Consider the following 20004-nt stretch of genomic DNA (forward strand, 5'->3'; position numbering starts at 1 on the left):
TAATGATATACTGTAAAATAGTTTTTTTATACAAATAAATAGTAATAATGTATAGGAGTGAAATTCATGAGTATATTTAGTAAAATTTTCGGTACTCACAGTCAGCATGAAGTGAAAAGAATTATTCCGATAGTGGATAAAATAGAAGCTCTTGCTCCTGAGTTTGAAAAATTGACAGATGATGAACTTAAGGCGAAAACACCTGAGTTTAAAGCACGTCTTGAAAAGGGAGAGACATTAGATGATCTGCTTCCTGAGGCATATGCAACAGTCAGAGAGGCAGCAACAAGAGTTCTTGGAATGAGACATTACCGTGTACAGCTTATCGGTGGTGTGATTCTTCATCAGGGAAGAATTACAGAGATGCGTACAGGTGAAGGTAAAACACTTGTTTCGACACTTCCTGCATACTTAAATGCATTAGAGGGCAAAGGTGTTCATATCGTTACGGTAAATGATTACCTTGCAAAACGTGATGCTGAGTGGATGGGTCAGGTTCATGAGTTTCTCGGCCTTACAGTTGGTGTTATCTTAAATTCAATGGACAATGACGAGAGAAGAGAAGCATACAACTGCGATATAACATATGCTACAAACAATGAACTTGGTTTTGATTATCTTCGTGACAATATGGTCGTATATAAAGAGGAACTTGTGCAGAGAGAACTTCACTATGCGATTATCGATGAGGTCGATTCAGTACTTATTGATGAGGCTAGAACACCACTTATCATTTCAGGACAGAGTGGCAAGTCAACAAAGCTTTACGAAGCTTGTGATATATTTGTTAAACAGCTTACAAAGGGTACTGCAAAAGAACTTTCAAAGATGGACATCATCATGAACGAGGAAGAGCAGGAAACCGGTGATTATGTTGTTGATGAGAAAGATAAGAATGTAAACCTTACTGAAGAAGGCGTAAGAAAAGCAGAGAGATTTTTCCAGGTTAAAAACCTTGCAGATCCGGACAATCTTGAATTACAGCACAACATAAACCTTGCACTCAGAGCACATTCTCTTATGTTTAAGGATAAAGATTATGTTGTAAAAGATGATGAGGTACTTATCGTCGATGAGTTTACCGGACGAATCATGCCGGGACGCCGTTTCTCAGACGGATTACATCAGGCTATAGAAGCAAAAGAACATGTAAAGGTTAAGAGAGAGAGTAAGACACTTGCAACCATTACATTCCAGAACTTCTTCAATAAATATGCAAAGAAATCAGGTATGACAGGTACAGCTCTTACAGAGGAAAAAGAATTCCGTGACATCTATGAGATGGATGTTGTTGAGGTTCCTACAAATCTTCCGGTAGCTCGTATCGATTATGAAGATGCTGTTTATAAGACAAAGGAAGAAAAGTTCAATGCTGTTGTTGCTGATATAGTAGCGGCACACGAAAAAGGACAGCCTGTACTTGTAGGCACGATAAATATTGACACATCTGAATACCTTAGCGAAAAGCTTAAGAAGAAAGGTATTCCACATAAAGTTCTTAATGCCAAATTCCATGAGCTTGAGGCAGAGATTATTGCCGATGCAGGTCAGATGGGTGCAGTGACAATTGCTACTAACATGGCTGGTCGTGGTACTGATATTAAGCTTGGCGATGGCGTTAAGGAACTCGGAGGTTTGAAGATAATAGGTACAGAGAGACATGAGTCACGCCGTATCGACAATCAGCTCCGTGGTCGTGCCGGTCGTCAGGGCGATCCAGGTGAGTCAAGATTTTACATCTCACTTGAGGATGATCTTATGCGTCTTTTCGGTTCAGAGAGACTTATGGGACTTTTCTCAGCAATGCCTGATGGTGAGCAGATAGAGCACAAGATGCTTTCAAATGCCATTGAGAGTGCACAGAAGAAGATAGAGGGCAACAACTTTGGTATCAGAAAGAACCTCCTTGAATTTGACCGTGTAAACAATGAGCAGAGAGAAGTTATCTACAAAGAGCGCCGCAAGGTTCTTGACGGTGAGAATATGAGAGATACTATCTATAAGATGATAACTGATGTTGTAGAAAAATGTGTTTCTTCGATTATAGGCGATGAGGGTTCTCCTGAGGAATGGGATATTGCAGAGTTAAATAATGTTATCCGTCCTATAATCCCTATAAAAAAGATAGTTCTTTCAGATGAAGAATTAAAACATGCTTCAAAAGATGAACTTATCCAGAGACTTAAAGAAGAAGCCGTAAAGGTTTATGAAGCTAAGGAAGCTGAGTTCCCTGAGGCAGACCAGATAAGAGAAGTAGAGAGAATTATCCTTCTTAAAGTTATCGATAGAAAATGGATGGATCATATCGACGATATGGATCAGCTCCGTCAGGGTATAGGACTTCAGGCATACGGTCAGCGAGATCCTGTAGTTGAGTACAAATTTGCCGGATTTGAAATGTTTGATTCGATGATAGATGCAATTACTGAAGAGACTGTAAAAGCACTTACACATATTCAGATAGAGCAGAAAGTTGAGCGTGAACAGGTAGCAAAAGTTACGGGAACAAACAAAGATGAGACTGTAGCAGCAAAGCCTAAAAAGCGTGATGGAAGAAAAGTGCAGCCAAACGATCCGTGTCCATGTGGAAGCGGTAAGAAATATAAGATGTGCTGCGGAAGAAAATTCTAAAAAGTTTTAATAGAAAGAGGTGAGTTGATGGTAGAATTTGATAATATCAGGATAGCATTATCAAATTACGATGAACCACTGCTTGAAATGGGGAACTCACTTTGACTTAGCTAATAAGCGTGACAGAGTCGAAGAGTTAGAGCATACTATGGAAGAGCCGGGATTTTGGGATGATCCAAATAAATCGGCAGCAGTTGTTCAGGATTGTAAAAAGTTAAAGACGACTATCGAGAGATATGAGAAACTTTGCAATGACAAAGATGATACACTTACACTTATAGACATAGCCGAGGAGGAAAATGATGCAAGTCTTCTGCCTGAGGTGGAGGAGTCGTTTAATGCCTTTGAGGAAGAATATAATGCACTCAGGATAGAGACATTATTAAGTGGTGAATATGATAAATGCAATGCTATACTTACGCTTCATGCAGGAGCAGGCGGAACAGAGAGCTGCGACTGGGCGAGTATGCTATGCAGAATGTACCAGCGGTGGGCTGAGAAAAAAGGTTTCAATGTTGAGATGATAGATTTTCTTGACGGTGATGAGGCCGGCTACAAATCAGTTACATTGCAAATAGACGGTGAAAATGCGTATGGTTATCTGAAATCAGAACACGGTGTGCACCGTCTTGTTAGGATTTCTCCGTTCAATGCGGCAGGAAAAAGACAGACTTCTTTTGTATCATGTGATGTGATGCCTGATATAGAGGAGGATCTTGATGTCGAGATTGCAGATGATGATATCAGGATAGATACATATCGTTCAAGTGGTGCAGGTGGACAGCATATAAACAAGACCTCATCGGCAATACGAATCACGCATTTTCCAACCGGAATCGTGGTACAGTGTCAGAATGAGCGTTCCCAGCATATGAATAAAGATAAAGCCATGCAGATGCTTAAGGCAAAGCTCTATATGCTTAAACAACAGGAGCAGCTTGAAAAGGCGAGCGGTATCCGTGGCGAGGTCAAGGATAACGGCTGGGGCAGTCAGATTCGTTCATATGTAATGCAGCCTTACACTATGGTAAAAGACAACAGAACAGGTCAGGAAGTAAGTAATGTGGCAGGAGTGCTGGATGGAAATCTTGATCCGTTTATAAATGCATATCTTGCATGGATTACATCGACAGACAAACAGAACTAAGAGATGGAGGATGAGATGGTAAAAGTAGGAATATTAGGATATGGTACAGTAGGTTCAGGTGTTTTTGAGATATTAGATAAAAACAGCAATATAATATCAAAGAGAGCAGGTCAGGATATAGAAGTAAAATATGTACTTGACCTCAGGGATTTTCCGGGAGATCCGGCAGAAAAATATGTTGTGCATGATTTCTCAATCCTTGAAAATGACGATGAAGTAAAGATTGTTGTCGAAACAATGGGAGGACTTCATCCTGCATATGAATTTGTTAAGGCAAGTCTTCTTAAAGGAAAAAATGTCGTAACATCAAACAAAGCACTTGTTGCTTCATTTGGTACCGAACTTTTACAGATTGCAAGAGATAAAAATGTAAACTTTTTATTTGAGGCAAGTGTAGGTGGTGGTATTCCTATCATAAGACCACTTCAGACATCTTTAGCTCCTGATGAGATAGATGAGATTTCAGGTATCTTAAACGGTACAACAAACTTTATTCTTACTGAGATGACAGAAAACGGTTCTGACTTTGACTCAGTTCTTAAGGATGCACAGGCAAAAGGATATGCGGAAGCTGATCCGACGGCAGATGTTGAGGGATATGATGCGTGCCGTAAGATTGCTATTCTCACATCACTTGCATATGGAAAGCAGCTTGACTTTGAGGATATTTATACAGAGGGTATCACAAAGATAACTGACAGGGATATTAAATATGCTGCAAAGCTTAAGGCAAAAGTTAAGATATTTGGTTCAAGTAAATTAGCAGGGGATAAAGTAAGTGCGATGGTAGCACCAAAACTTATCACACATGACCATCCACTCTACAGTGTTGACGGAGTGTTTAATGCTATCCTTGTAAAAGGAAACATGGTCGGGGATGTAATGTTTTATGGTCAGGGAGCAGGTAAGCTTGCAACAGCAAGTGCGGTTGTTTCTGATATTATGGAGGCATCAGAAAATCTTGACAATAACATCAATGTCATCTGGTCAGATGAGAAACTTGAGCTTATGCCTATGGATGAAGTAGTTTCTAAATTCTTTGTAAGAGTATCAGGAAACAAAGCTGATAACGAAGCAAAGATAAAAGAATTATTCGGCGAGGTTGAGTTTGTTGATGCAGGTTATGATGATGAGACAGGTTTTGTAACAAAAGATATCACTGAAGCAGTATATGAAAATGCTGCAAAAGAGATTGGCAGTGTTATAAATAAGATTCGTTTTGATGCGTAAAACATACAAAATAGTTAGCACGGAAAAATTTAATCGTTTATATATTTACAACAGGCGGCTATTTTATAGCCGTCTGTTGTGTGTTTAGAGAAAAGGTGTTTCCTGCTATATATAGGTGTGGACAGGAACACTGTTTATGGGCAGAAAATGTGCATAGAAATGGAGATTATCATGGATAACAAATTAGATATTGCGGCAAAGATTGCCGAGGAACTTGAGATAAAAAAATGGCAGGTAGAAGCCGTTATCAAACTTATAGATGAGGGAAATACGATTCCTTTTATCGCAAGATATAGAAAGGAAGCACACGGTTCTCTTGATGATGAACAGCTTAGAAATCTTAATGAGAGACTGACTTATCTTAGAAATCTTGAAGAAAAGAAAGCACAGGTGATTGCAAGCATTGAAGAGCAGGGAAAACTCACAGAGGAGCTTAAAAAGCAGATAGAGCAGGCACAGACACAGGTTGTGGTTGATGACCTATACAGGCCGTACAGACCAAAGAGAAGAACAAGGGCAACAATAGCAAAAGAAAAAGGTCTTGAACCGCTCGCTGATATAATCTTTGAGCAGGCTGCATCAGAGTCTGTAGAAACACTTGCAATGGACTATGTTTCAGAGGAAAAAGAGATTGCAACGCCTGAGGATGCCATTTCTGGAGCAAAAGACATAATAGCCGAGATAATATCTGACAATGCGGATTATCGTATATATATAAGGAATATAACGATGCAGGAGGGCTTACTTATATCTAATGCTAAAGATGAAAAAGAAAAATCTGTTTATGAAATGTATTACGAATTTCAGGAAAAACTCGACAAGATAGCAGGTCACAGGATATTGGCGATAAACAGGGGAGAAAAAGAAAAGTTTCTCACCGTAAAAATCGAAGCACCTGAGGAGCGGATAATCACTTACCTTAAAAAGATGGTTATAACAAACGACAATGCAAACACAAACGAGATACTTGCGGACACTATAGAGGACAGTTACAAAAGACTTATAGCACCTGCGATAGAGCGTGAGATAAGAAATGAACTTACTGAAAAAGCTGAGGACGGAGCGATAAAAGTCTTTGGAAAAAATCTCGAACAGCTTCTTATGCAGCCGCCTATTAAGGGAAGAAATGTTCTTGGCTGGGACCCGGCTTTCAGAACAGGATGTAAGCTTGCGGTGGTTGACAGTACGGGAAAAGTTCTCGACACGACAGTAGTATTTCCTACAGAACCACAGAATAAGGTCGAGGAGACAAAGAAAACTGTTAAGAAACTTATTGATAAGTACGATATATCTCTTATATCAGTAGGAAACGGAACTGCATCAAGGGAGTCTGAGCTTATAATCGCGGAGATGTTAAAAGAGATAAATAAGCCGGTTCAGTATATCATCGTAAATGAGGCCGGGGCATCCGTTTATTCAGCAAGCAAACTTGCAACGGAAGAATTTCCGGAACTTAATGTCGGTGAGAGAAGTGCAGCTTCGATAGCGAGAAGACTTCAGGACCCGCTTGCAGAACTTGTAAAAATAGATCCAAAATCCATAGGTGTCGGTCAGTATCAGCATGATATGAACCAGAAAAAACTTGAGGAAACACTTACGGGAGTTGTTGAAGACTGCGTAAACAGGGTTGGTGTTGACATAAACACAGCGTCAGCTTCGCTTCTTGAGTATATATCAGGTATAAGCAAGGCTATAGCTAAAAACATAGTTATATACAGAGAGGAAAACGGTAAGTTTACAAACAGAAAGCAGCTTTTGAAAGTTGCCAAACTCGGACCAAAGGCATTTTTACAATGTGCGGGATTTTTGAGGATAGAGGGTGGAGACAATCCGCTTGATGCGACAAGCGTTCATCCGGAGTCATATGATGCCGCCGAGGCACTTCTTGAAAAACTTGGCATATCACAGGAAGAATTAAAAGAGATACAGACTGAGGCTGCAAAGAATATTGAGCATAAAAAAAATGCACAAAACACAAAGCCTGAGAGAAAGAAAAAGAAGAAAGATTTTGTTGTAAAAAATAAAAATTCAGCATTTGGTGCGGCACTTATGAAAGCATTAGGTGACGGTGCAGGTATCGAATTTGAGGATGCTGGAAATAATTCTAAAAACAGCAGGGACAGTTTTGCAGGAAGTGGAAAAAATGCTAAAAACAGCATTGAGTACCGCATAAAAGACAAGGCAAAGATGGCAGAGGAACTCGGTATAGGTGAGATAACGCTTGCAGACATAGTAAAAGAACTTGAAAAGCCGGGCAGAGATCCGCGTGATGAGATGCCAAAGCCGATACTTCGCACCGATGTACTTGAAATGAAAGATTTAAAACCGGGGATGATACTTAAGGGAACGGTCAGAAATGTTATTGATTTTGGTGCATTTGTGGATATAGGAGTCCACCAGGACGGACTTGTTCATATATCGGAACTTTCAGACAGCAGATTTGTTAAACATCCGCTCGATGTAGTCAGTGTCGGAGATATAGTTGATGTCAAAGTTATGAGTGTTGATCTTGAAAAAAAGAGGATTCAGCTTACAATGAAGATGAAAGGCTAATTTATTTATGAAAAAATTATTTGTGGAAGTAAAAAATGGCGGCAAAATGACTTACAGCGTAAGTGATTTGAACAAACTTGACAGGATGTATGAGACAGAAGTTTTTGAGAGAAAAGAAAAAAGAGTAATGTCACCTTTCAAGAAAGAGATGCAGAAAAGTTTTCAGGCACAGGTCAGAGATTATGCTTTTGAAAAAATTCTTGACAGGCATCTTTACACATTTAAATATCTGCTTGTCATACCAAATCCATATGGACTTGCAAAACAGACGGCACTTATTTTATTCAATTCTTCAAAAGAATGTAAAGTTGTGTATAGAGTTATAGGTGACACTCCGGACTGCGATTTTACAGGCGAGACAGAGTACACGACAAGACACAGAGTTCCGATACTTGGCTTGTATGGCGGCAGAAATAATAAAATTGACTTAAGCCTTGTAGATAAAAACGGCGAGACAATAAAGCACAGAGTCATTCAGATATATGTTTCGCCTATTCAGGAAAATATAAGGAATATGGTTTCAGAAACTGACACGAAAATGTCACAATTTGGCTTTATAATACTTAATACTGCGATAGGCAGCCCGGTTGCAATAGACAGAAACGGAGATGTCAGATATTCTATTCAGATAAAAACAGGAAAGCTTGGTATGATACCGCTTGCAAACGGTCATTTTCTGCTTGTGGACAAGACTGCAAACAGGATTGACAAATACGGCAGGGTCACTCCGTGCAGATACCATGAGATGGATTATATGGGCAGAGTGTATAGGACATATCTTCTTGAATACAGGATAGGAAGAGCCATAACACAGCATGGAGATTCACTTTTCTTTGTTACTGCATCTGATGATGGACATTTATCTGACAGGATAGCAGAGCTTAATCTAAAAACAGGAGAACTTATAAAATATTGTGATATTCACAGTATTGTCGGTGACAAATACAGAGTGTATGACAACTGGATCGACACATCAAACATAGAATACAATGACGGCAGGATACTTATAACGGCAAAAAGACTTAACTCTATAATAAGCATTGACTGGAAAGAGTTAAAGCCTGACTGGATAATCGCACCGCCAAAAGTATGGCAGGACAGCGATGTGAGTAAGTATGTGCTTAAAGACAAGTCAGAGCATAGAGAAGGGGAAGCCGTTATACCTGTATGCTCATTTCCAGAATACACATCACTTATGGAGGACAATGGGGACAAAAAGAAAATCGTATTGTTTGATATAAGAAATGTTGTTAAATATGATGGAAAAGTCATTGTGCCCGGAGGAAAACGCTCCACCAAAAATTCTATGGTGAAGATAATAGATATAGACGAAAAGGATATGTCATACAGGGTAAGTGAACAGACGGAGGTGTTAAGTTCGCTTAGATTTTCAAGAGTTATCCATTCTGAAGATGAAAAATATCTTCTTGTTGCACAGGGATACCTGAGAGAGCAGACGGATGATGTGCACAGCATTATCCAGGAAATTGATGCAGGCACTGGAGAAAAACTTCATGGTTCAAAAATCAGAAAAGTATTTTCAAGTGCATGGATATTTGCACCTGATATAAAAGAATTCTGCATATCAATGGAAAAGAATGATAATGTGATATTTGGAAAACTTAATCCACTAGAAAAATTCGCTGGTGAACTGCCGGTATTGTCAAAAGAAAAAACAGAGGGTTATTATTTTGGCCATGGAAGAATATGCGATGAATTATTTCTTTGCAATATGAGACCGGGAGCAGTTGACAGGATTTATTTTATCGGTGAGCACAATGCATATGTTAAAGATATGGAAAATGTTGCTTTTAAAGATAAAAAGGAAAGCTTTGCGATACCTTTAAAGGAGTTTGCAAAGGACGAATATCATGTGTATGTAGAATATAATGATGAGGTGCATAAACTAAAAAATGAGATACGCATAGTAAAATAATGGGCTGTAATTTACAACTGTATAGTTTATAGGAATTGCGGCAATAAATTATTTATGGAGGAAGAAATGGATAATTTATCAGATTTTTCTGCAAAAGAGACAGATGGAATTTGTTTTATGCAGGATATTTTGGGTGGGACCGGATATTCGGATACAGAAGCATTTGATAAAAAAGAGCTAAAGAAAAATGTTGATACCGAGAGAAATCTAACATGGCACAGCATGGATATAACAAAAGATGTGCGTGCAAAACAGTTAGGGCAGCAGCCAAAGACGATATGGCTTACGGGCTTGTCAGGTTCAGGCAAATCGACAATAGTAAATGAGCTTGAGAAAAGATTATTTATTTACGGTAAAAAGACAATGGTACTTGACGGGGACAATGTCAGGATGGGACTGAACAAAAATCTGGGATTCAGCGAAGCGGACAGAGTAGAAAATATCAGGCGTATAGCTGAGGTATCAAAACTGATGAATGATGCAGGGCTTATAGTACTCACATCATTTATTTCTCCATTTAGAAAAGATAGAAGAAATGCAAAAGAAATAGTAGGAAAAGACAGTTTTATAGAAATTTACATCAGTACTCCATTAGAGGAATGTGAGAAAAGGGATGTAAAGGGCTTATATAAAAAAGCAAGAGCAGGTGAGATAGCCGATTTTTCGGGAATATCAAGTCCTTACGAGGAGCCTGAAAATCCTGATATTGAAGTAGATACTACAGGAAAAAGTATAGAAGAAACTGTAGAGTATATTTTTTCGAGATTAAAGAAGTATTTATGATAAGAACTGTTTTCCGAATTTATAAAAAAAGGCAGTATATGGTTCTTAGGCAGAAATCATATGCTGTTTTATTTTATATACCTTATGAGAAAACATAGCATGACAGTAAATGTTATGTGAGTGAACAGTATTAGTTGTTTGATATATTTTATGAATTATCACTAAATGTTATAAAAACACAAACAAATATTTGATTTTGTAATAAAAGTGAGAAAATTTGTAAATAGGCTTGCTTTATTCATAGTAATCCTATATGATATAGAAAAAAGATAGGAATTAAAGAATATGAAGGCAGAGATACAAAAAGAATTAAAACTGATGGCTTCAATCTTCAAAATAGGTGTGGTTGGTTTCGGTGGCGGAACTGCTTTAATCCCTGTTATTGAAAGAGAAGTTGTTGAAGACCAGAAAATAGTTGAAAAAAGTGAATATGACAAGGATGTAATCGTGGCAAGTATTACTCCGGGTGCTTTACCGGTCGAGATTGCTACAGGTCTTGGAAAGCGTGCATATGGAGCTAAGGGTATGGCACTTGCTGCATTCCTTATGGCTTTTCCGGGTGTGCTTATGACCGTACTTATGTTATCAGTTTTGTCAAAGGTTGACGAAAAACTTTTTGTGCAGATAGAGTGTCTTTCTATCGGTCTTACAGCATTTATAAGCTGCCTTCTTACACAATATGCTGTAAAGAGTATGCAGGAAGCAAAGAAAGAGTCTGTAAAAAGATTTGGCAGGGCATTTGTTATAATGATAGCTGTTTTTATATTATCATGCGGAAAATCTGTTTACAATATACTTGGCATAAAAGAAACACCTGTATTTGGACTTTCAACGGTTCAAGTTCTTGGAATTGCATTTTTTGGAATATTTTATACACATTGCAGATTTAACATAAAAAATACACTTGTTTCAGGAATTACCATTATATTATATATACTTTGTGTAGGAAAAGCAGGTATAATACAGAATATTTATCTTGAGACAGGGTTAAAGATATTTATGTTCATACTTGCAATACATGGACTATATGTTTGTACGAGATATGGTATGAGCAAAGGTAAAAGATCCGAAGAAGAGCTTGAAAAGGCAGGACACAGGCTCACAGCGGCAGGATTTTCAAAAGAGATGATAACATGGTTATTATTTATAATAATACTTTCAATACCGGCATTTATCATAACAAAAGACACATGGATTTATCTGTTTAGAGGATTTGCATCATCAATAATATCTTTCGGTGGCGGTGATGCTTATTTATCAGTAGCAGACGGTATGTTTGTAAGTACCGGAATGATAAAGGAAAATGAATTTTACAGCCAGCTCGTTTCAATAGTAAATGTACTTCCGGGTTCTATCCTCTGTAAGACACTTGCCGGAATCGGTTACTTTATCGGTTTTGACATAGACGGCAGTGTACTTCAGGGATATGCGGTAGCACTTGCAGGATTTGCGTGCAGTGTTGCAGCATCAGGAATAGTATTTTGTATAATATATTACCTCTATGAAAAATTTGAGGGAATAGCAGTATTTAAGCTTATCGGAAGATGGATAAGACCGATAATAGCAGGACTTTTGCTAAATGTCATGGTATCAATGATATACCAGAATATAGAAACAGGAACAGCTATAGGAGGAAGTGTGGTTACGACACTTATCATTACATTTGTTATTTATTTTGTAAATCTGGTGCTTATGCTCAAGGCAAAGGCAGGTAACGGAATACTTATACTTATATCGGCAGTACTTGGAATTGCACTTTGCAATGGGATTTTGATTTAACAATATCAGTGACGACAAAAATAAGGATTATTATTATGCGCTCAGGGACGCTTTCGCTCGGAGAACAACGCAGCGGTACATAAAGGTGCAAAAAACGCACCTTAAGTACCGGCGTTGTTCAAACGCCCTTCGGTCATGATAATAATCCTTATTTTTGTCTGGGTGTTGTAAAGTTAAGTTTTTCGTGCGACAATGAAGTTCTTGTTGTAAAATTTGTTCATATGTTAATAAATTTTTTTGCTGTAAAGTTAAAGTTTTTTTGTGTGCTAATGAAGTTTTTGCTGTAAAATTTGTTCATATATTAATAAAGTTTTTTTGCTGTAAAGTTAAGTTTTTCGTGCGACAATGAAGTTTTTGTTGTAAAATTTGTTCATATGTTAATAAATTTTTTTGTTGTAAAGTTAAGTTTTTTGTGTGCTAATGAAGGTTTTATTCAAGCTCATTTTTTTATTGATTTTTGAATAAATGTTTTGTATAATGTATATATAAATTTGCTGGTTATGTTTAAATGATTAGTGATTTTATACAAAAATATCGTTACATATATTTTAGGTGTTTGCGAAACTGGTTGATTGTATCAATGATACAGTACACTGACATCATATTATTAAATTATGTGATTATAACATTGTAATTTATAAAACAAATGATTAGTTTCGTGATTACCTGATATACATTTATACAGGAGGTAGATAAATTATGGCAAATCGTTTTATTTTAAATGAGACATCTTATCATGGAGCCGGTGCTATTGCAGAGATTGCTACGGAGGTTAAGTCAAGAGGGTACAAGAAAGCTTTTGTTTGTTCCGACCCTGATCTTGTGAAGTTTGGTGTTACAAAGAAAGTTCTTGATGTTCTTGAGAAAGACAGTCTTGATTATGAGCTGTATTCAAATATCAAGCCAAATCCAACTATTGAAAATGTTCAGACAGGTGTTGAAGCATTTAAGAAGTCCGGTGCAGATTATCTTATAGCTATCGGTGGAGGTTCTTCTATGGATACGGCAAAGGCTATCGGTATCATCATCAACAATCCTGATTTTGCCGATGTTGTAAGTCTTGAGGGAGTTGCTCCTACAAAGAATAAATCAGTGCCTATCCTTGCGGTGCCTACGACAGCAGGAACTGCGGCAGAGGTTACTATAAACTATGTTATAACTGACGCTGAGAAAAACAGAAAGATGGTCTGTGTAGACCCTAAGGATATTCCGGTTGTTGCTTTTGTGGACCCTGACATGATGTCATCTATGCCTAAGGGACTTACGGCAGCGACAGGTATGGATGCACTCACTCATGCTATCGAGGGATATATTACGGCAGGTGCATGGGAACTTTCTGATATGTTCCATCTGAAAGCTATCGAAATCATATCACGCTCACTCAGAGGAGCAGTTGACAATACACCTGAGGGCAGAGAGGGTATGGCTCTCGGTCAGTATGTTGCAGGTATGGGATTTTCAAATGTCGGACTTGGTATAGTACATAGTATGGCACATCCGCTCGGTGCACTTTATGATACACCACACGGTATTGCAAATGCCATAATTCTTCCTACTGTTATGGAGTACAATGCAGAAGCTACAGGAGAGAAATACCGTGACATAGCAAAGGCTATGGGAGTTGAAGGCACGGAGAATATGTCTCAGGAAGAGTACAGAAAGGCAGCAGTAGATGCAGTAAAACAGCTCTCAAAAGATGTTGGAATACCTGCAGACCTTAAAGAAATCGTAAAGAGAGAGGATATACCATTCCTTGCACAGTCAGCATATGACGATGCGTGCCGTCCTGGCAATCCAAAGGAGACAAGTGTAGAAGATATAACAAAACTTTATGAGTCACTTATCTAAATTAGAAAATTAAATAAATATAGCTGTTTATGCGTAGAGGATTATATAGAAACTTATGGTGTAAACAGTGACGATTGCAGCCTATAAGAAATGTATATTAAATGCAATGCTTATAGGCTGTAATACTGTAAAATGTAGTTATGACTATTGTCTGGCTGTTATTATACAGAGGGACTTTCATAATTATTTAAATATCCCTTTATATACAAAAAATTATAATAGATTATCAAGGTCTTTCACCTCACAGGTGATAAGCATAGTCATCTTATCGGTCAGTCTTATATCAGGTGACGGGTTTACCTCGTATTCAGATGATGTATCCTGTCTTACGGCAATTACATTCAGGTTTTCTTTTTTTCTTAGGTCGAGTTCCATAAGAGATTTTCCTATCCAGTTTGGCTTGACATCAATCTCCACCATTTTAAGTTTGTCAGATATTTCCATAAAATTAATAACACGCCTGTTGGAGAGTTTCCTTGCAAGACGGATTCCGGTTTCCTGTTCTGGCATTATTGTCTGGTCTGCTCCAAGTTTTTCAAGTATTTTTTTATGTGTTTCATCCTGAGCCTTGCATACTACGGTTTTGACACCGGCATCTTTAGCATAAATTGTCGCAAGAATACTTATATCAAGTTTTTCAGTGATTGCAACGACAACAGCATCCATATTAGAAAGACCGAGAGTATCCATTGCTTCTGTATCCCTTATATCGACAGCAACTGCACAGGTGACAAAGTTGGCAACAGAGTGGACACGCTCTTTATCTATATCAACAGCGAGAACATCGGCACCTGTATTTGCAAGTTCGATGGCAACGCTTCGTCCAAATTTTCCAAGTCCGATAACGGCAAATGATTTTTCCATGAGTTCCTCCTTGTTGTTTAATGTGCTCTCGAAAGTATTCGTTTTGAGAAGATACCGAGAGTAAATTTTAATGTACTAGCTAGTGTGCTGGCATGTTGCGAAACTAATTGTATGTTGTGCTAATTGCACAAATATAACAAATAATGCCGCAGGCACACTTTCGCTGCCTGTCACTCTTAACAGTACATAAGGCAGCAAAAAGCATAAATTATATTATAAGTATCAGCCGACATTTATATCTTCATGAGGGAAAGAAACAAAGTCATTTTTTCTTTCTTTATTGAAGAAGATAACCATCGAGATTGGTCCTATCCTGCCGAGATACATACATATTATTATTATAAGCTTGCCTAAGAGGTGAAGCTTTGAGGTGTAATCTCTTGTAAGACCTACGGTTGCTATCGCACTTGTGGTTTCGTAGACAACATCGACCATTGAGCCACCCTCTGCCTGATATAGTCCGACAGATGCAAGCAGCAGGAATGATATGCTGACCATTGTTACGGCAAGTGCTTTTGTGACCGTCTGGTGTGGTATGTTTTTCCTGAAAACGACAAGATGTGTCTTTCCTTTTACAATGGCACGGGTGCTTAAAAATAATGTGGCAACGGTTGTTGTTTTTATTCCGCCAGCCGTACCTATTGAAGAACCACCGATAAACATCAAAAAGTAACAAAGAAGCACAGTTCCGTGTCTTAAGCCCGACTGTGAAAATGTTGCAAATCCGGCAGTCCTTAATGTGACCGATTGAAAAAGGCTTGCAACTATCTTATCAAAAAAGCTCAGTTTACCAATCGTGTCAGTATTTGTATATTCAAGGACAAATATAAGTAATGCACCACCTAAGATAAGGATAGCAGTTGTTATAAGTGTTATCTTTGTGTGAAGTCTTAATTTTTGCAAACTTTTTTTAACAGAAATTTTATTCTGAAAATAATTTTTAATGGCAGCTTTTAAATCCATCCACACGATAAAACCTATTCCGCCTGAAATAATAAGAAACATCGTTACAAAATTTATCCACGGATTTGAAATATAAGGTTCAAGGCTGTTTGCACCGAGCAGGTCAATACCGGCATTACAAAAAGCGGAAACAGCATGAAATATGGAAAACCACAGTCCTTTTATCAGACCGAAATTGGGAACGAAAACGAAACTGTAGCAGATTGCACCGATTATTTCTATAATAAAAGTACCTCTGAAAATAAATTTTAAAAAGCGGACAAGCCCTTTGAGAGTGCTTAAGTTGAGTGCATCTTCAAGGAGAAGCCTGTCGCTCAATGTAATGCGGCTTCCTGCAACCATCATTATTCCGGTGACAAAGGAGACTATCCCCAGTCCGCCTAGCTGGATAAGTATGAGAATGACTATCTTGCCAAAAAGACTCCAGTGGGTTGCTGTATTTACAACAACAAGTCCGGTCACGCAGACGGAAGTAGTTGATGTAAATAGGGCATCAATAAACGGAGTGAAATTTCCATCTGCCGAGGAAAATGGAAGACAGAGTATCAAGGCACCTATAAAAATAGTACCTAGAAAACCAAGTGCTATTATCTGGGTAGTAGAAAGCTCCTTATTTAAAGTCTGGAACATACAAACCTCACTTTCGCAAATTGCAAAAATACAATGAGTTACTTTTGCAATTTTAAATGACTGCTGCATTGACAGTAAAAATTGTGAATTATCGTTATCAATCGCACAGCAGGATAAGCAATAACAAATTATCAGTAACAAAAAATCCCCATATCATGACATTCATAATACGAGGATAATCAACGTGCGCGAGAAGATTCGAACTCCCGGCCTTCTGATCCGTAGTCAGACGCTCTATCCAGCTGAGCTACGCGCACATATTTAAGTTATTTAACTGTTGTCGCTTCGCACCGACGAGTTATACTATACCCCATATAAAATAAAAAGTCAACACTTATTTTGAAAAAATTTTAAAAAATATTGGTAACAGTTCAGCCATAAAAAGTGTAAGTTCAGCCTGCTCGTAAAAACTTGCAACTAATACCGGCAATGTGATATAAATATAAGAGGATTATAAATTAGTATTTGTTATGGCTGCAGAATTAACAAAACATATAATAGTTTCACAAAAAGTGATATAAATGCATTTAAAAAATTGGAGGTCAGCATGGCTGAAACTGAAATCGTAAAAAAACTTATTGATATAAATGGAGAACAGTGTGTTTCTGAGTCAGAAGCGATGAGCAGACATACTACATTCAGGATAGGAGGCCCGGCAAGGGTATTTGTCAGTCCTGATAATATAGATAAGATAATAAACACAATAGAATTACTTAAAAAAGAAGAACAGGAATATTTTATTCTAGGTAACGGAAGTAATCTTTTAGTTGCAGATGAGGGATATAATGGGATAGTAGTTTCTACGGAAAACTTAAAGGAACTTAATATAGAAAAAGAAGATGGCGATATGACATATATCTATGCACAGGCAGGCGTGATGCTTTCAAGAGCAGCAGTTCTTGCTTCTGAAAGTTCCCTTACAGGATTTGAATTTGCAGGGGGAATACCGGGAAGTATAGGCGGAGCGGTTTCGATGAATGCGGGAGCATACGGGGGCGAGATTAAAGATGTAATAGTCAGTGCGGATGTTCTTATGGAGGATGGAAGTGTCGTGAAAATGACAAATAAAGAATTAGAACTTTCATATAGAAACAGTATAATACAGAAAAAAAATCTTGTAGTTTTATCAGCTGAATTTGCTTTAAAGAAGGGCAAAAAAGAGGAAATACTTGCAAAGATGAAAGATTTTTCGACAAGGAGACGGGATAAACAGCCGCTTGAATATGCAAGTGCCGGAAGTACATTTAAAAGACCGGAGGGATATTTTGCCGGAAAACTTGTCGATGATGCAGGGCTAAGAGGTTACCGTGTCGGAAATGTCATGGTGTCAGAGAAGCATTGTGGATTTGTCGTAAATGTCGGCGGTGGAACCTGCGAGGAAGCAAAAGCTGTTATAACTCATGTAAGAGAAGAAGTAGAGAAAAAGTTTGGAGTCATACTTGAAATGGAAGTAAGAAAACTAGGATGGAGTTAAAGAAATGAGGATGAATATGCGTTTTGTAATAGTTACGGGAATGTCAGGAGCCGGGAAAAGCTCAGTGCTTAAAATGCTTGAGGATATAGGATATTTTTGTGTAGATAACCTTCCGGTAAAACTTATACCAAAACTTACAAAAATGTTTATATGTGAAACTGACAGCATAGAAAAACTGGCACTTGGTATAGACATCAGAAATCTTGAGGGACTTTCACATCTTGATAAAACACTCAATGAAATGAGAGAAAACGGCTATCCGTATGAGATACTTTTTCTTGATGCTGACAGCAATGTGCTAGTTAAGAGATATAAAGAGACAAGAAGAAATCACCCTCTTGCCTTGCAAGGCAGGGTTGACAAAGCGATAGAGGCAGAGAGAGAAGAACTCCAGTTTATAAAAAAACACGCCGACTATATTATGGATACAAGTCATATGCTGGTGCGTGAACTCAAACAGGAGATTGACAAGATATTTTTAGAAAACGAAGAGTATCAGAACTTTTTTATCACGATACTGTCATTTGGATTTAAATACGGGATACCGGCAGACTGTGACCTTGTTTTTGATGTGAGATTTTTACCAAATCCGTACTATATTCCGGAGTTAAAGAAAAAAACGGGAAATGATTTTGAAGTGTATGATTATGTTATGAAATCGGAACAGGCAAAAGAATTTGATGAAAAATTATTTGATATGATAAAATTTCTTGTTCCAAATTATATCACTGAGGGGAAAAACCAGCTTGTTATAGGAATAGGCTGTACGGGAGGAAAGCATCGTTCGGTATCACTTGCAAATGCACTTGCAAAGCATATGCAGGAACTTCCATACAGTCTTAAAGTTGAGCACAGGGATATAGAAAAGGATGCCAAAACAAAGGGAGAAAATTAATGTCGTTTGCAAGTGATGTAAAGGAAGAAATTGGAAAACAGTATGACAAAGGAAGACATTGTCAGATAGCCCAGCTTGCAGTGATATTCGCACTTACGGGACATATAAAAAGAGATTTTAAAAATGAAAATTACATTGAAATGCGAACAGAGAACTTGACAGTTGCAAAGAAATCTTATATGTTATTAAAGTGCATGTTTGACATATCGCCGGAAGTGATGATAAGAACGCACAATCTTATGGCTCGCTCAAAAAACTATTTTATCTGTATAAAAGACAGTGAAAATGTACTTGAAGTGCTAAGAACGATAAAACTTTTAAGTGATGAGGACACATGGGGAGATTTTAATGCCGTAAATCAGCTTATAATCAGGAACACCTGCTGTAAACGGGCGTTTCTGCGTGGAGCATTTATGGTTGCCGGTTCAGTTACCAACCCTCAAAAAGGCTATCATCTTGAGATAGCCGTGACAAGCGTCTCACTTGCACAGCAGTTAAAAGAAGCAATGAGCTGTTTTGAAATTGATGCGAAGATAGTCGAGAGAAAAAAATATCAGGTCGTCTATATAAAAGAGGGGGCACAGATTGTTGATTTTTTAAATGTCATAGGAGCACATAAGGCACTTATGGAATTTGAAAATGTACGCATTGTTAAAGAAGTGCGCAACTTTGTCAACAGGCAGGTGAATTGTGAAACTGCAAATATTTCAAAAATAGTAAATACTGCTGCAAGGCAGATAGAAGATATTAAGTATATTCAATGTAATAGGGGGTTTAGTGCACTTACGGACGGACTAAAGGAGATAGCCGAGTTGAGACTTGAATATCCTGACAGTTCCCTGCAGGAACTTGGAAAGATGCTTGACAGACCAATAAGCAAGTCAGGTGTCAATCACCGTTTGAAAAAACTAAGCAATATTGCAAACGAAATCAGACAGGAAAAGGAAAATATGAATTTATAAAAATTTTAAGTAATCTGTCTGATAAAAGGAGGAACAACATGATTACAAAAAAGATTCAGATTCAGCTTCAAAATGGTTTGGAGGCAAGACCGGTAGCCGTATTGGTTCAGGTTGCAAGCCAGTACAACAGCAGCATTTATGTTGAGTGTGATGATAGAAAAGTGAATGCAAAAAGTATCATGGGTATGATGACACTCGGACTCACGGCAGGCGAGGAAGTTGTAGTTTCGGCCAATGGAGATGATGAGCAGACAGCAATGGATGATATAGTAAAGTACTTAAGCACAGCCAATGCATAGAAAAGTATTG

General features: G+C 37.9%; 14 protein-coding genes and 1 tRNA gene. 12 read left to right on the top strand and 3 right to left on the bottom strand.

Annotation, left to right across the window (positions count from 1 at the left end; translation table 11 throughout):
• The first annotated feature begins 66 nt into the window (after window positions 1–66).
• The 8 genes from secA to fucO all read left to right on the top strand — a co-directional run bounded on the left by secA (window position 67) and on the right by fucO (window position 13907).
• Window positions 67–2631 carry a preprotein translocase subunit SecA gene (secA, locus tag DW721_RS06070; RefSeq protein WP_118745175.1) on the top strand — a complete coding sequence of 855 codons (2565 nt, stop codon included), beginning with the start codon at window positions 67–69 and terminating at the stop codon, window positions 2629–2631.
• Window positions 2632–2658: 27 nt separating this feature from the next.
• Window positions 2659–3778 (top strand): peptide chain release factor 2 gene (gene prfB, locus DW721_RS06075; RefSeq protein WP_118500057.1). Its coding sequence is split into 2 segments (ribosomal slippage): window positions 2659–2733 and window positions 2735–3778, totalling 1119 coding nucleotides; the frame shifts between segments, so codons are not numbered across the junction.
• 15 nt (window positions 3779–3793) lie between these two features.
• Complete coding sequence (locus DW721_RS06080; RefSeq protein WP_022015176.1) at window positions 3794–5008, top strand: homoserine dehydrogenase; 1215 nt, start codon at window positions 3794–3796, stop codon at window positions 5006–5008.
• 171 nt (window positions 5009–5179) lie between these two features.
• Window positions 5180–7561, top strand: a complete 2382-nt coding sequence (locus tag DW721_RS06085; RefSeq protein ID WP_022015177.1) for a Tex family protein — start codon at window positions 5180–5182, stop codon at window positions 7559–7561.
• Window positions 7562–7568: 7 nt separating this feature from the next.
• The gene (locus DW721_RS06090) at window positions 7569–9497 is read left to right on the top strand and encodes an aryl-sulfate sulfotransferase (RefSeq protein WP_118745176.1); all 1929 of its coding nucleotides are present in this window, start codon (window positions 7569–7571) and stop codon (window positions 9495–9497) included.
• A 66-nt stretch (window positions 9498–9563) separates the two neighbouring features.
• Window positions 9564–10280: an adenylyl-sulfate kinase gene (gene cysC, locus DW721_RS06095; RefSeq protein ID WP_022015179.1), complete on the top strand. Its 717-nt coding sequence runs from the start codon at window positions 9564–9566 to the stop codon at window positions 10278–10280.
• A gap of 285 nt (window positions 10281–10565) precedes the next feature.
• Window positions 10566–12059, top strand: a complete 1494-nt coding sequence (locus DW721_RS06100; protein ID WP_022015180.1) for a chromate transporter — start codon at window positions 10566–10568, stop codon at window positions 12057–12059.
• A gap of 699 nt (window positions 12060–12758) precedes the next feature.
• Window positions 12759–13907, top strand: a complete 1149-nt coding sequence (gene fucO, locus DW721_RS06105; protein WP_118745177.1) for a lactaldehyde reductase — start codon at window positions 12759–12761, stop codon at window positions 13905–13907.
• A gap of 213 nt (window positions 13908–14120) precedes the next feature.
• Here the strand turns inward: fucO and DW721_RS06110 are convergent, their stop codons facing one another.
• From DW721_RS06110 to DW721_RS06120, 3 genes are all read right to left on the bottom strand, one after another.
• A complete protein-coding gene (locus DW721_RS06110) occupies window positions 14121–14771 on the bottom strand; it encodes a TrkA family potassium uptake protein (protein WP_055945804.1) in 651 nt (216 codons plus the stop codon).
• Between the two features lie 222 nt (window positions 14772–14993).
• Window positions 14994–16364, bottom strand: a complete 1371-nt coding sequence (locus DW721_RS06115) for a potassium transporter TrkG (protein WP_118745178.1) — start codon at window positions 16362–16364, stop codon at window positions 14994–14996.
• 183 nt (window positions 16365–16547) lie between these two features.
• Window positions 16548–16621 (bottom strand) — tRNA-Arg (locus DW721_RS06120).
• 290 nt (window positions 16622–16911) lie between these two features.
• On the opposite strand from DW721_RS06120, the gene murB reads away from it, so the two are divergent.
• The 4 genes from murB to DW721_RS06140 are packed head-to-tail and all read left to right on the top strand — an operon-like array spanning window position 16912 to window position 19994.
• Complete coding sequence (gene murB / locus DW721_RS06125) at window positions 16912–17838, top strand: UDP-N-acetylmuramate dehydrogenase (protein ID WP_022015184.1); 927 nt, start codon at window positions 16912–16914, stop codon at window positions 17836–17838.
• 16 nt (window positions 17839–17854) lie between these two features.
• Window positions 17855–18733, top strand: a complete 879-nt coding sequence (gene rapZ / locus DW721_RS06130; RefSeq protein WP_055945812.1) for an RNase adapter RapZ — start codon at window positions 17855–17857, stop codon at window positions 18731–18733.
• A complete protein-coding gene (gene whiA / locus DW721_RS06135) occupies window positions 18733–19695 on the top strand; it encodes a DNA-binding protein WhiA (RefSeq protein WP_055945815.1) in 963 nt (320 codons plus the stop codon). The genes rapZ and whiA overlap by 1 nt, the downstream gene beginning before the upstream one ends.
• Window positions 19696–19733: 38 nt before the next feature.
• Window positions 19734–19994 (top strand): HPr family phosphocarrier protein, encoded by a 261-nt coding sequence (locus DW721_RS06140; RefSeq protein ID WP_022015187.1) that lies wholly within the window; start codon window positions 19734–19736, stop codon window positions 19992–19994.
• Window positions 19995–20004 lie beyond the last annotated feature (10 nt).

Source organism: Clostridium sp. AM27-31LB, assembly GCF_003480745.1.
In the GTDB taxonomy this organism is placed as follows: Bacteria; Bacillota; Clostridia; order Lachnospirales; family Lachnospiraceae; genus Butyribacter; species Butyribacter intestini.